Below are 12,032 nucleotides of genomic sequence, written 5' to 3' on the forward strand. Positions count from 1 at the left end.
CACCGCCAGCTCCCGCGTCGCCGGGTCCGCGCCGGGATCGGCGAAGAACAGCCCGCTCAGGGCATTGGCCCAGTCGGAGAACGCGTCCTCATCATCGATCAGAATACCGAAATAATCGCGGCAGATGCGCACCGGAACAACACGCAAAAGCGCATCCACCGCGTCGAAACGGGGCGCGGCGCGGCGCATGATAAGCTCGGCGTGCCGTGCCGCGAGCGGGCGCACCACGCTTTCTACCTCGTCCACGGGGAAAGCGGACAACACCGTCGACTTCATACGCCGGTAGTCCGGCCCGTCCTGCATGCCGAGAATGAAGTTCGTTCCACCGGCGATTTCCGCCATTTCCAGGCCGTAGGGAGTCTGGAACACGTCCTGGCGCTCCAGTACCTCGCGCACGTCCTCGCTGCGCGTGACGAGAACGAAACCGCCGAGTTTGAGTACGGGATGAAACCGCCGCAACAGACCGAGCGCCCAGCGCGGGTTCTCCAGGAGGTAGCTGGTGAACTTCGCGCGCCACCCCTTCGCGCGAACCCGCTCGATATCGAACGGCGGCATGTCAGCCACCGGCCCCTGGGTGCGCTGCGCCTCGCGCACACCGTCGAAATACTTTGTCGTCGCCATTGCGTTCCCCTCGGACGGCAAAGGCCTACGCGTGAATGCGCGGAGCGTGTGTGAAGCAGTTCACGCAGGGCCGAATTCGATCGCACCTCCGTCCTGATCGGCGAGGTTGAAACTATCAATGAGAAACGCTGTCGCGGATTTCTCCGCGAACGGGATCCATGCAACGCGTTCAAGCGAGAAATCGGGATGATAGGCGTGGAAGAGCGCCTTCTCCCGACGCGCCTCTTCCATGCGATCACAGCGCGCCAGTGCCCCGATCTTGAGAAAACGCGCGTAGAAATAGCGCGGTGACAGGTCGAGCGACGCCTCCGCCGCTGCGATGGCGTCGTCCCAGCGCCGGTCGAAGCAGCAGGCGGCGGCGAGTTCCCCGAGATTGTGGAATCCGTATATGTCAAACGGGCTCAGCCGCCGTGCCGTCCTGAACATCGGAATGGCGGTTACCGCATCTCCGAGCAACAGATGCGCGCTGCCCATCGCCGAATGGGCGAAGGCGAAGCTGGGGTTGATCTGTAGCGCCTCGTGCAGGTGCTCGATAGCCGCCTTCGGCTGCCCCCGCATGATCGCCACGGCACCAAGATGCGCGTGGGGCCGGGCATCCTGGCTATCCATCAGCAGCGATTTGCGCGAGAAGTCCGTCACCCTGTCGAGATCGTCACCGGCGCCTGCCTGCAGCCAGCCGCGCCAGAAATACCACCACGCCAGTTCATTGAGCACCGCACTGGCGTTGGGCGCTTTCCGGCGCGCTTCCTCGAGGCAGTCAAGCGCCAGCATGGTGTCCTCGCGCGTGCGACGCTGCATGTGCCAGCGGGCGCGCCGCACGAGCTGCCATGTCTCAAGACTTTCCCAAGGCACCTGAAAGGTGCGCGCCTGCTCGACACGCTCCACCTCTTTTTCCAGCATGGAAACGATCTGACCGCCGATCTCATCATTAACCAGTGATACTTCGTCGAGCGGGCGGCGAAAGCCACGCGACCATACCAGCCGTTCATTGGCAGCGTCGGTCAGCGTGATGACGAGATCGAAATAACCGCTTCCGCGTGCAAGCCTGCCATCGACAAGATAGCGCGCGCCAAGCGCGCTGCCGGTCATGCGCGGGCCGAGCGCCTTGTCACGGAACTGGAAGCTCGATTCCCGCGCGATCACCGGCAGCCAGCGCGTGCTGCACAGACCCTGGATGATGTCTTCGGCGACACCATCGGCGACATAGTCGAATTCCTGCGCGCCCGCCTCGTTCTGGAACGGGAGTACGGCAACCGCCGGAGGGGCTGCGGGATCGGCAGCGCGTCGCGGGATTGCTTCCGCGCGCTCGCCATCACCCCGGTTCGCCACAAAAATGCGGACCGGAAGCGCGATGTTCTTGAGTTGCCGCTCTCCGAGGTCGGTGAAGCTGGCAGCAACCTTGTCCCTGACATGGTTCCAGGTCGTTTCCGAGATCGCCAGCCCGTCCGTGGGAGCAAGCTCCTGGATGCGTGCGGCGATGTTGACGTCATCCCCATAAAGGCTCGCACCGCGCACGATCACGTTGCCGGTGTTGATGCCGACCCGGAACGGCATGCGGCGGTCGCCGGGCACACGACCATTCAGATCGACGATGCGCTGCTGAAAATCGAAGGCAGCGCGCAACGCATCGATGGGCGTGCCGAACTCCGCCATGATGCTGTCCCCGGCAGCACCGAATGTGCGCCCGCCTGCAGCGTCGCAGCTTTCGGCGATGATCGACCGCCGCTCTTCGAACGCGGCCACCGCGAATTCGTCATCGATCCCCATCAGCCGGGAAAATCCGACTGCATCGATTGAAGCGATGGTCGTGACCTGTCGGGTGTATTGCCCCTCGGACATTGTTTTTCAGTTGGTGCCCCTCAATGCCCCCAGCGTATCCCCGCACACCGGATCGGGCAACCATGAAGAGCATGAAGCGGTTTGCCGGCATATTTGCGGTTACTTATGCGGCTGCAGATCGCCCGGAACATGGAGTGTAGCCAATTTCACAGAAGTCACATGCTGTCATGATTAGTCTGGTGCCCGTTAGCAGAGCAATCTCGACGAAAAACAGCGGGTATCGACATGACGGCCTTATCAGCTTGTACCGCATCCTCCCACGGACCGGGTATGCCGCCAGAAGGGGCCCGCCGCAGCTCGATCGGCAGAACCTCCAGCCGCCTCCAGGCGCAGAAGGGCTCGGTGGTTCTCGTCGACAACCGCATCCTGGCACGTGAGTGCCTGCGCAGCAGCCTGGCAGCGCACCCTGCCCCCTGGGATGTGGTCGCCTGCAGCACGATCGAAGAATGGCAGAATGAAGCGGACCGGCATCCTCCACTGGCCGCTGTGCTCCTCCATGTGGGATCCGCCAACATCACGGATTCCCACATGGAGGAGCTGATCAGACAGATCATCAGGATTTCCGCATCGGCACCGCTGATCATCCTAGCAGACCGGGATGACGTGGTGCAGATCGTCAATGCACTCGATTATGGCGTGCGGGGCTATATACCTTCGTCGGTGAGTGTCGAGGTTTGTGTCGAAGCCATAAACCTCGCGCTTGCCGGCGGGGTATTCGTCCCCGCCAGTACCGTCTTTGCGATGCGCGAGGTCATCAATAGCGATCCGACGCACGACCAGCGCCTTACCGAAATGTTCACCCCGCGCCAGATTCAGGTGGCTGAGGCCATCTGGCAGGGCAAGCCTAACAAGATCATCGCCTACGAGCTGAACATGTGCGAGAGCACGGTCAAGGTACACATCCGGAACATCATGCAGAAGCTCAAGGCGACCAATCGGACGGAGGCCGCCTATAAGGTGTCGGCCCTGTTTACAAACAGCGGTGTCGACCTTCTGTAACCCTCGTACCCCGGCGTTCGGCGGGCGCTGTGCACATGGCCGCCCCGGAGACGGCCATGCACGATTCGGCGCTGAACCGGCTATTTCACGCCAGTCTCAAGGAAGACCGCCGGCGCTTCGCCCGAAATCCCGTCAAAGGAATAGACCGTGTAGCGCGCATTCGGGTCGTATCCCATGCCGAGCGAGCCTGACGGCATGCCGGGAACGGCGATACCCTTGATGTCAGGCTGCTCCTCAAGGAGCTTTTCGACAGCCTCGATCGGCACATGCCCTTCCAGGACATATTTGCGCTCACCGTCAACCACCGCAGTGTGGCAGGCTTCGAGATCACCCGGCACGCTGGCCTGTTTCTTAATGTTCGACAGATCTTCAAGGTCGGTCGTTTTGACCGGGTATCCGGCCTCCTTCATGGCCTCGACCCACAGCTCGCAGCAGCCGCACCATGGCGTCTTGAAAACCGTGATCGCCGTATCGGCCGGAGCAGCATGGGCAAGGCCCGGGGCCAGGAAAAATGCCAGCGCTGCGCCGGCTGTTACTCTGTTTGCGTGATTTTTCATCGTCTTTCACTTTCGATTCTGCGCTCGCCGCCTTTGCGCGTGACACGCTGCAAGGCAGGCAAGAATGTTGTTCGAAACGGATCTGGAACAGATCAGGAGACGATGGGTGGGCGAAACAATCCGAAGGCCAGGGGCGGGTGGGGCGCGTAACCCGCCGGTTCGGTCAGGGGAGCAGGTGTCGGATGAACGAGCACTGCGTGGATCGGCGGAAGATAATGACAGTCCATCACACAGCCAGAAGACGCGTAGGCATTGCCATCATCCGAACCTGAACAACAGCGCATCTGTCCCATGTCCGCTGACTGCGCCATCGCGGTGGGCGAACCATCGCCCACAGCCGCCTGCATCGCGGGAACCGATCCCGCGAGGATGAAGACAGCCAGCAGCAAGAAGGTCAAAGCCGTGCGCATGGCCATGCTTTTAACCCGCGGCGAAGAGAAAATCCATGGAAAGCGCAGACTGCCAGTGCGGCTATCTGCGCCTCCAACCAAGCCGCGCCTCGATCCTGCGTGCGCTCTTCTGGACAAGATCTTTCAGGTCGGGCTCGTCCTGATCGACCTTGTGATCGGGAACCACGATCGAGATCGTCGCCCGGCAGGCCCCTTCTTCATCAATGATGGGTGCTGCGATGCATGCGACGGAGAAATCCGATTCTCCGGCCTGGATCGAAAGCCCCTCTTCATAGGCCCGGCGTGCGGCCTGCGAGAGGGCGGCCAGATCGGTTTCGGCATTTCCGGTGGGTGACGGGCGGATCGCCGCCGAGAGCACCGCCTGACGCTCATCTTCCGGCAGATGACCGATCAGAAGGCGGCCCGATGCGGACCAGTTGAGCGGTGTGCGGGAGCCGACGCGCGATGAAACCTGAAAATGGTCGGGACCATCGACCATGGCAAGAACCACCATCTGATCGCCGTCACGACCGCAGATCTGCACTGTCTCTCTGGACGCAAGCGCCAGATCCAACATCTCCTGATTGGCTGCGGAGAGCAGGTCCAGCCGGCGGGCGTAGGTCAGGCCGTAGTGATAGAAGCGCGGTCCGAACCACAGGGCGCCATTGTCCTGCCGGTCAAGGATTTCCTTGCCGACCATGTCTTCGACCAGGCCGTAAATGGTCGATGCCGGCGCGCCGACGGCGCGCGCGATCTCATAGGCAGTGGCCGGCCGGTCGGACTGCTGGAGAAAATCCAGAATCTGCAGGATGCGGTCGAGTGCGCTCGTTCGCGTGCGCTTTTCGCGCGGTCCGTCCGTGGTGGGCTGCATGTTCACCGTATCGCCTGTCCCGTTGGTCAACCGGCCGTCTATAGCACCTGCTTTCAGTCCGGCCAATTCAGCAGCCCGGCCTCCAGCCGCATGGCACGCTCGGCAAAAGAACTCACCAGCGGCGCCGGCGCGGCTGCGGCATGGTCGAGCTCTTCGGCGACGCGGCGGGCAACAACGGCCTCCTCGTCCGGATGCAGGTTGCAGGGATCGAGGAAGAGATAGTTGTGCTCGGCCTCATGATCGCGGACGATGATCGGCGGATCGCCCGCCGCCAGCCGGTCTGCCAGATCCCACGCCGTAATGCGTGCGATGTTCGGGTCGATGTCGATCCGCAGGCGATCGAGCGGGTTGCCGGTCGGGTCCGGCGTGATGCGCGCAGCGATGCCGGGCCGTCCCTGAAGCGTCTTTGCCCAAACATCAAGCGCCTTCCGCTCGCGCGCCCGAATGCCGGCATGGTCGCGGTTCTCCCAGGCTTCGAGCGCGGCGATCACGCCTGCTATCCCCTCCTTGCCGACCTTCATGCCACGGCCGATGCCGAGGTTCTGCAGATAGGCGGCCCGGACAAGCGCCCTGCTGCCTGCAATGATGCCGGACGTCGGGCCGCCAAGGAACTTGTGCCCCGAATAGAGCACCACATCGGCGCCAGCGGCCAGAAAGCCCGTCAGATCATATTCCGAAGCCGCATCGACGATCACCGGAACGCCTTTTGCGTGTGCCGTGGCGATGAAGTTGGCCAGTGGGATCTGTCCGTATTCGACAACGTGATGCGACACCACATAGACGGCAGCCGCCGTGTTCTCGGTGATGGCACCGGCAAGCTGATAGGCATAGGCGCTCGTCGCCTGCCCTACCGGCACGACCTTAGCGCCGGAAAGCCGGATCGCCTGATCGATGGGTGCTCCATAGCTCACCAGATGCCCGGCCTGCACCACCACCTCGTTGCGGAGGCCGCTGGTGTCCGGCAAGCGCTCGATGGCCGCAAGATCTCTTCCGGTCATGGCGGCGGCAACCGCGAGCGTGATGCCCGCCGAACAGGACGCAGTGACACATCCGGCTTCAGAACCGGTCAGCCGGGCGATGGTCCTGCTCGCCGTGCGCTGCAGGTCGGACATTTCCGTCCACTGACCAAGCACGGAGGCGACCGTTTCGATGGCCTGCGGCACGACGATGGAAGCGCCGAGCGAGGTCATCGTGCCGGACACGTTGATGACCGGGCGCAGGCCGAGCCTGGCGCGAATGTCGTCATTGGGCAGCATTTTCATTGTCCTCTATCGCAATAACGGCTTCGATCTCGACGGTGATCCTGCCCGGCAGAGACCCGAATCCGACAGCGGAACGCGCATGAACGCCGCGCTCGCCGAAAACATCGATGAGCAGGTCCGAACACCCGTTTATCACGGCCGGGTGCTCTGCGAACTCGGGATCGGCATTGACCATGCCAAGGAGCTTCACCACGCGCCTGACGCGCGAAAGGTCTCCGAGCGCCGCCTGCATCACGGCGATCAGGTTGATGCCCGTCAGGCGCGCGTGTCGATAGGCCTCTTCCGCCGAGACGTCCGCGCCGACCTTGCCGGTGTGCTGGCTGCCATCTGGCTCTGTTGGCCCCTGGCCGGAGAGAAACAGCAGGCTCCCCTCCTGCACATGTGTCACGAAATTGGCCACCGGCGGCGGAGGCGGCGGCAGAACGATCCCCAGTGCCTCGAGACGATCGTTGGGCGTCGTTTCCGGGCGTTTGGCAAGCTCGGAAAAACTCATGCGGGAACTCCAAGGGTTCGAGTGTCTTGTTGCCGGGTCAGAGTGACTGGCGGGCGCGACGAGAAATGCAGAACAGGGTATGGTTGCCTTCAGCCACCGCGTTTTCCCGGACACTCCGATGCAGGCGGCTGCATCTCATGCAGGACAAGGCTTCAGGCCTGACATTCGTTCTCTCCTGAATATTTCATTATTATGAAATATAATTCTCTATAAAAGAAGGATAAGCGATGCGCGCGCAGTGTCAAGCAGGCGCGTGTTTCCACGCGCCTGCCAACAGGACAATTGTTTTCGGAACGGGCCGAACAGCCCGGAACGGATGTCAGAAGCCGACGATTCGTTCAGGCAACCAGGTTGCCAGGGCAGGGAACGCCACCACCAGCAGGAGCGTCAGGACCTGCAGCAGAATGAATGGCAGAACACCGCGGCACATCTCCCCGTAGGTCATGTTCGGGGGAGCAATCGACTTCAGATAGAAGATCGACGAGGCCATGGGCGGCGTAAGATAGCCTGTCTGGATGACAATGAGCACCAGCGTTGCGAACCACACCGGATCGATGCCGGCAGCGCGGATGAACGGTGTGAACAGCGGCACGCAGATGAGCACATTGGCCGTCCAGTCGAGCACGAAGCCGAGGACGAAGACCACCGCCAGGAAGAACACGATCATGCCCGTGGGGCCGAGCCCGGCGCCGTCGATCACCTCGCGGATAAGCCGCGCCCCGCCATTGGCGGCGAAGGCGCCCATGAACATGGTGCCGGCGGCGACGATCAAGAGGATCATCGCGGAAATCCGCACGGTGATCGCCAGCGATTCCCGCAGCATTGCTATTGAAAAGCGCTGGTTGACGATGCAGAGGGCGAGCGCACCGGCGGCACCCACGGCGGCTGCTTCCGTCGGCGAGGCGATGCCGGCCAGGATCGAGCCGAGGACAGCGACGATCAGGAGCACGACCGGCAGAAGGACCGTGGCCGTCAGCCGCAGTTTTTCGGCAAGTTCCACGGGCTCCTCGACCGGATCGTCCTCATCGGGTTTCGCCGGATAGAGCAGACCGTGGATGAAAATATAGGCCAGAAACAGCACAACCATCAGCAGGCCGGGCAGCATCATTCCGGCGAGCAACTTGCCCACCGACATCTGCGCAAGCGAGGCATACATGACGGCAATGACGGACGGCGGGATCATCGTGCCCAGTGACCCGCCGGCGCAGATCGTGCCGGCAATCAGCGTGTTGCCATAGCGCGCCTTCTGCATCGCAGGAATGGCCATCATGCCGATCATCACCTCGACGGCGCCGACCACACCGGCGGCGGCTGCGAAGATCGCGCCCATCGCGATGGTTGCCAGCGCGAGCCCACCGGGCAGGCGCGAGAGCCAGAGATTCATCACCCGGAACAGGCGCTCGGCAATGCCCGAGCGCTCGAGCAGCGCCCCCATCAGGATGAACATCGGGATTGCCGAGAGAATGAAATTGGTCGAGGCCGAGTAGAACGAGCCATAGAGCTGGTTGAACGCGACGGAGCCAAAGGCCGCCAGCCCTGCGCCAACCGCGACGATGGTGAGCGAAAACGCGATCGGCAATCCCAGAAGGATCAGCGCGAACAGCGCCGGAAACATCAATCCTGCGATGAGCATGTCAGGTCTCGATCTTGAAGCTGTCGTCGTCGCGCGGGTCGGTGAGAGCCCGCAGCCCTTCGGCGAAAAGCTGGAGAGCCAGCGCGGAAAGCCCGATCGCCAGCGCGCTGTAGAAGGGCCACATCAATGGCGCCCACGGGCTGACATGCTCTACCTCGCCCGTCATCCAGGCGCGCCACGCGCGCTGGCCGGCGATGGATGCAAGCCACACGAAAACCGGGAAAAGGACGACAAGAAAGGCCAGGCCATCGATCGCGCCACGCACCCGTTTGGGCATCCGCGACGAGAGGAAGTCAATGCGCACATGAGCGTCTTCACGCAGGGCCTGCGCCGCGCCCAGAACGAAGAGCACACCGGTGCTCATATAGGCGATGTCGAAGGCCCAGAGTGTGGGCGCGCCGAAGACATAGCGCGCCACCACTTCGTAGAGCATGGAGGCGATCAGGATCAGCACCATCGCCTGCGCGACGATGTTCAGACTTGCCGAAATTCGATCCGCGACCGCGAGGAGAGCACGTTTCAAGATCGCCTCCCGCCGGCTTACTTTTCGTTGCGGATCAGGTAGCCGCTCTGTTCGGCCCAGCGATCCTCATAGGCGAGGTAGCCTTCAAGGATTTCGGCCATGCGGGGCTTGCCCTCGGCCTTCTGGGCTTCGGCGGTTTTCTTGATCCAGTCGCGGCCCGCATCGGACAGCTCTTTCTGGAACGCCGCATCGAGCTCGATCACCTCGGCCTTGCTGGCGCGAAGCGTCTCCATCGCCTTCATGTCCTGATCGTAGAAGTGGACCAGCGACTGAAGCGTGGTTAGCTCGGCGGCCGCTTCGATCTTCGCCCTGAGCGCCTCGTCGAGCGCATCCCAGGTTTCCTGCTTGACCACGACTTCCCAGAGGAAGGTGGCTGATGAACGCCCGGCACGACGATATAGGGCGCGGCCTCGTGGAAACCCTCCGGCAGATTGCCCGATGGCGGGCCCCATTCGATAGCGTCCACGCCCTTGCGCTCCAACAGGGTGTAGATTTCACCCGGGGGCACAACGGTCGGCACCGCGTCGAAATAGTCGCGCATCACCTCGGCCCAGGGACCGGAGGTGCGGTATTTCAGGCCCTTGAGATCGGCCGCGCTTTTGATCGGCTTGTTGGCATGCGCCATGATCTCGGAGGAGCCGATGCCCACGACGAGCGACTTCAGGCCTTCTTCCGCACGGATTTCGGCGAGCTTTTCCTTGCCGCCTTCTTCAAAAATCCACGTCGAATAGGCTTCGGGACCCATGCCGCCGGGGAAACCAGCAAAAATCGCGTTCACCGGATCCTGATTGACCAGATAGCTCGGAGTCGAGTGACCTGCTTCGACAATGCCGTCCTTGACGCCATCATAGACCTGCAGCGCCGGCACCAGAATGCCTGCACCAAAGGCTGGATTTCGACAGCTCCGTCGGTCAGGAGACCCACATTGTCGGCAAAACGCTCGAGAAAATTCACGTAGAAAGGCGACCCCTCGGGGACCGACGTCGGTACGCGCCAGGTCACTTCCTGCGCCTGCGCGCCAAACGTCGCAAACGCCACGGCCCCGGCCAGGGCCAATCGCTTAAGGCTGAGAAACATCTCAACTCCTCCATTGTTATTTTTTAAGACCCGGTGAACCCGTCCGGGATGCACTCAAAATTTATACATCTCCAATTCTCCATGTCGACAAAAAAAATAATTAAATTTTTTAAGCGGCTTTGCGCCATTCCAACGATCGGGCCGCCCTGCCAGAAACAAGAAAGGCGCGGCACACATCGCCGTGTGCCGCGCCTCACCATTGTTGCAATTGCAGTCCCGTAGGGTCAGCCCAGCGCATCCTCCGGCAGAAGAGCCGCAGGCACGTTCTGGTAGCAGACCGGGCGCAGGAAGCGTCTGATGGACAGCGTCCCGACGCTGGTGGCGCCGAAATTGGTGCTGGCCGGATAGGGGCCGCCATGGACCATGGAGTCCACCACCTCGACCCCGGTCGGGAATCCGTTGACGAGCAGCCGTCCCGCCTTGCGCTCAAGAACGGGGCGAAGCGCCTGGGCCGCAGCGACGTCGCCTTCGTCGAGGTGCAGCGTCACGGTCAACTGCCCTTCCAGAGCGCGGGCGATGGCCTCGATCTCTTCGGCAGAACCGGCACGCACCAGCAGGCCGAGCGGACCAAAGACCTCATGATGCAATTGTGGATTTTCAAGGAACTCCGCTGCCGTGGTCTCAAAGAGTGCCGGCGAAGCCTTGCGCCCCTCCGCTTCGGCCACCATCACCGGGCGCGCCGCAGCGCTTTGCGCAACCTGATCACGTCCCGCATTGAACGCCTTTGCGATGCCGTCGGTCAGCATCACCTGTGCATCCACCTGCTTCAGCCCGTCTGCTGCAGCGTCCACGAAACGGTCGGCTGCCTTGCCATCCATCACAATCGCAATGCCGGGGTTGGTGCAGAACTGTCCCGCGCCCATGGTCAGGGATGCAGCCCAGCCGCGCCCGATCTCCTCGCCCCGCGCTTCAAGAGCGTGCGAAAGAACGAACATCGGATTGATCGATCCCAGCTCTCCGAAAAAGGGGATGGGCTCCGGTCGTGCCGTACAAAGGTCGAACAGCGCACGGCCGCCCGCCAGGCTGCCCGTGAAGCCAACGGCCTTGATCAGCGGGTGCTGCACCAGCGCCTGGCCGACGCTGCGGTCGCCACCCTGGATGAGCGAGAACACGCCAGCCGGCATGTCGCATTTCTCGATGGCCGCCCTGATCGCCTCCGCGACGATCTCACCGGTTCCCGGATGCGCCTCATGCCCTTTCACCACGACCGGGCAGCCAGCCGCCAGCGCGGCGGCGGTATCGCCACCCGCCGTCGAAAATGCAAGCGGGAAATTGGATGCGCCGAAAACGGTAACCGGGCCAATGGGACGCTGCACCATCACCAGTTCAGGCCTCGGCGCGGGCTGGCGATCCGGCAGAGCCTCGTCGTGGCGGCGGTCGAGATAATCCCCCTTGCGAATGTGGGCTGCGAAGAGGCGAAGCTGGCCGGAGGTGCGGCCGCGCTCTCCTTCGAGACGCGCGGCGGGGAGACCGGTTTCCTGCGTGCCGATCTCGGTGATATCGGCGCCGCGGGCTTCAATCTCATCGGCGATGGCCTCCAGAAACGCGGCCCGTTCCTGACGCGTGCGACGCGAATAGGCCTCGAAAGCAGCTTCAGCCGCCTGAACCGCACGATTCACGAGGTCAGGGGTGCCCATCGCAAAGCGATGCGCCGGACCATGCACCGGGGACGATTCGAATGTGTCGTCGCCAGCGGTCCACTCGCCGGCTATCAGGTGCTTTCCGTGTGGGGTGAAGGGCATCGGTCCCCTCCTTCAATTTTGAGTTT

General features: G+C 62.6%; 13 protein-coding genes. 1 reads left to right on the plus strand and 12 read right to left on the minus strand.

Annotation, left to right across the window (positions count from 1 at the left end):
* Together JCM21793_RS14635 and JCM21793_RS14640 are read right to left on the minus strand one after the other, a co-directional pair.
* The coding region (locus JCM21793_RS14635; RefSeq protein WP_025030846.1) for a cytochrome P450 family protein at positions 1-621 on the minus strand (621 nt) is incomplete at its 3' end.
* A gap of 60 nt (positions 622-681) precedes the next feature.
* Positions 682-2,460 (minus strand): adenylate/guanylate cyclase domain-containing protein, encoded by a 1,779-nt coding sequence (locus JCM21793_RS14640; RefSeq protein WP_025030847.1) that lies wholly within the window; start codon positions 2,458-2,460, stop codon positions 682-684.
* Positions 2,461-2,730: 270 nt separating this feature from the next.
* Between JCM21793_RS14640 and JCM21793_RS14645 the strand changes: the two genes are divergently transcribed.
* Positions 2,731-3,459 (plus strand): LuxR C-terminal-related transcriptional regulator, encoded by a 729-nt coding sequence (locus JCM21793_RS14645; protein WP_025030848.1) that lies wholly within the window; start codon positions 2,731-2,733, stop codon positions 3,457-3,459.
* 80 nt (positions 3,460-3,539) lie between these two features.
* Here the strand turns inward: JCM21793_RS14645 and JCM21793_RS14650 are convergent, their stop codons facing one another.
* The 10 genes from JCM21793_RS14650 to JCM21793_RS14690 form a co-directional block, all read right to left on the minus strand.
* Positions 3,540-4,016 carry a DUF411 domain-containing protein gene (locus JCM21793_RS14650; RefSeq protein WP_025030849.1) on the minus strand — a complete coding sequence of 159 codons (477 nt, stop codon included), beginning with the start codon at positions 4,014-4,016 and terminating at the stop codon, positions 3,540-3,542.
* A gap of 92 nt (positions 4,017-4,108) precedes the next feature.
* Entirely contained in the window at positions 4,109-4,432 is a 324-nt protein-coding gene (locus JCM21793_RS14655; RefSeq protein WP_025030850.1) for a hypothetical protein, read from the minus strand.
* 55 nt (positions 4,433-4,487) lie between these two features.
* Positions 4,488-5,276, minus strand: coding sequence for an IclR family transcriptional regulator (locus JCM21793_RS14660; RefSeq protein ID WP_036540472.1), 789 nt, complete (start codon positions 5,274-5,276; stop codon positions 4,488-4,490).
* 53 nt (positions 5,277-5,329) lie between these two features.
* Positions 5,330-6,532, minus strand: coding sequence for an aminotransferase class V-fold PLP-dependent enzyme (locus tag JCM21793_RS14665; RefSeq protein WP_007008531.1), 1,203 nt, complete (start codon positions 6,530-6,532; stop codon positions 5,330-5,332).
* The gene (locus JCM21793_RS14670) at positions 6,519-7,031 is read right to left on the minus strand and encodes a RidA family protein (protein ID WP_025030853.1); all 513 of its coding nucleotides are present in this window, start codon (positions 7,029-7,031) and stop codon (positions 6,519-6,521) included. The genes JCM21793_RS14665 and JCM21793_RS14670 overlap by 14 nt, the downstream gene beginning before the upstream one ends.
* Positions 7,032-7,350: 319 nt before the next feature.
* On the minus strand, positions 7,351-8,664 hold the full coding sequence (locus JCM21793_RS14675; RefSeq protein ID WP_025030854.1) for a TRAP transporter large permease: 1,314 nt from the start codon (positions 8,662-8,664) through the stop codon (positions 7,351-7,353).
* A 1-nt stretch (position 8,665) separates the two neighbouring features.
* On the minus strand, positions 8,666-9,187 hold the full coding sequence (locus tag JCM21793_RS14680; RefSeq protein WP_007008528.1) for a TRAP transporter small permease subunit: 522 nt from the start codon (positions 9,185-9,187) through the stop codon (positions 8,666-8,668).
* Between the two features lie 17 nt (positions 9,188-9,204).
* Positions 9,205-9,540, minus strand: coding sequence for a type 2 periplasmic-binding domain-containing protein (locus JCM21793_RS29760; RefSeq protein ID WP_202901429.1), 336 nt, complete (start codon positions 9,538-9,540; stop codon positions 9,205-9,207).
* Positions 9,468-10,055, minus strand: coding sequence for a type 2 periplasmic-binding domain-containing protein (locus JCM21793_RS26175; RefSeq protein WP_202901430.1), 588 nt, complete (start codon positions 10,053-10,055; stop codon positions 9,468-9,470). Before JCM21793_RS26175 ends, JCM21793_RS29760 begins: the two co-directional genes overlap by 73 nt.
* A 433-nt stretch (positions 10,056-10,488) precedes the next feature.
* Complete coding sequence (locus tag JCM21793_RS14690) at positions 10,489-12,006, minus strand: aldehyde dehydrogenase (NADP(+)) (RefSeq protein WP_007008525.1); 1,518 nt, start codon at positions 12,004-12,006, stop codon at positions 10,489-10,491.
* Between the last annotated feature and the right edge of the window lie 26 nt (positions 12,007-12,032).

This window comes from Nitratireductor aquibiodomus NL21 = JCM 21793 (assembly GCF_000615975.1).
Classification (GTDB): Bacteria; Pseudomonadota; Alphaproteobacteria; order Rhizobiales; family Rhizobiaceae; genus Nitratireductor; species Nitratireductor aquibiodomus.

Coding starts and splice junctions, on each gene's coding strand:
- JCM21793_RS14640 (WP_025030847.1), bottom strand. CDS start 2,460: ATGTCCGAGGGGCAATACACCCGACAGGTCACGACCATCGCTTCAATC.
- JCM21793_RS14645 (WP_025030848.1), top strand. CDS start 2,731: ATGCCGCCAGAAGGGGCCCGCCGCAGCTCGATCGGCAGAACCTCCAGC.
- JCM21793_RS14650 (WP_025030849.1), bottom strand. CDS start 4,016: ATGAAAAATCACGCAAACAGAGTAACAGCCGGCGCAGCGCTGGCATTT.
- JCM21793_RS14655 (WP_025030850.1), bottom strand. CDS start 4,432: ATGGCCATGCGCACGGCTTTGACCTTCTTGCTGCTGGCTGTCTTCATC.
- JCM21793_RS14660 (WP_036540472.1), bottom strand. CDS start 5,276: ATGCAGCCCACCACGGACGGACCGCGCGAAAAGCGCACGCGAACGAGC.
- JCM21793_RS14665 (WP_007008531.1), bottom strand. CDS start 6,532: ATGCTGCCCAATGACGACATTCGCGCCAGGCTCGGCCTGCGCCCGGTC.
- JCM21793_RS14670 (WP_025030853.1), bottom strand. CDS start 7,031: ATGAGTTTTTCCGAGCTTGCCAAACGCCCGGAAACGACGCCCAACGAT.
- JCM21793_RS14675 (WP_025030854.1), bottom strand. CDS start 8,664: ATGCTCATCGCAGGATTGATGTTTCCGGCGCTGTTCGCGCTGATCCTT.
- JCM21793_RS14690 (WP_007008525.1), bottom strand. CDS start 12,006: ATGCCCTTCACCCCACACGGAAAGCACCTGATAGCCGGCGAGTGGACC.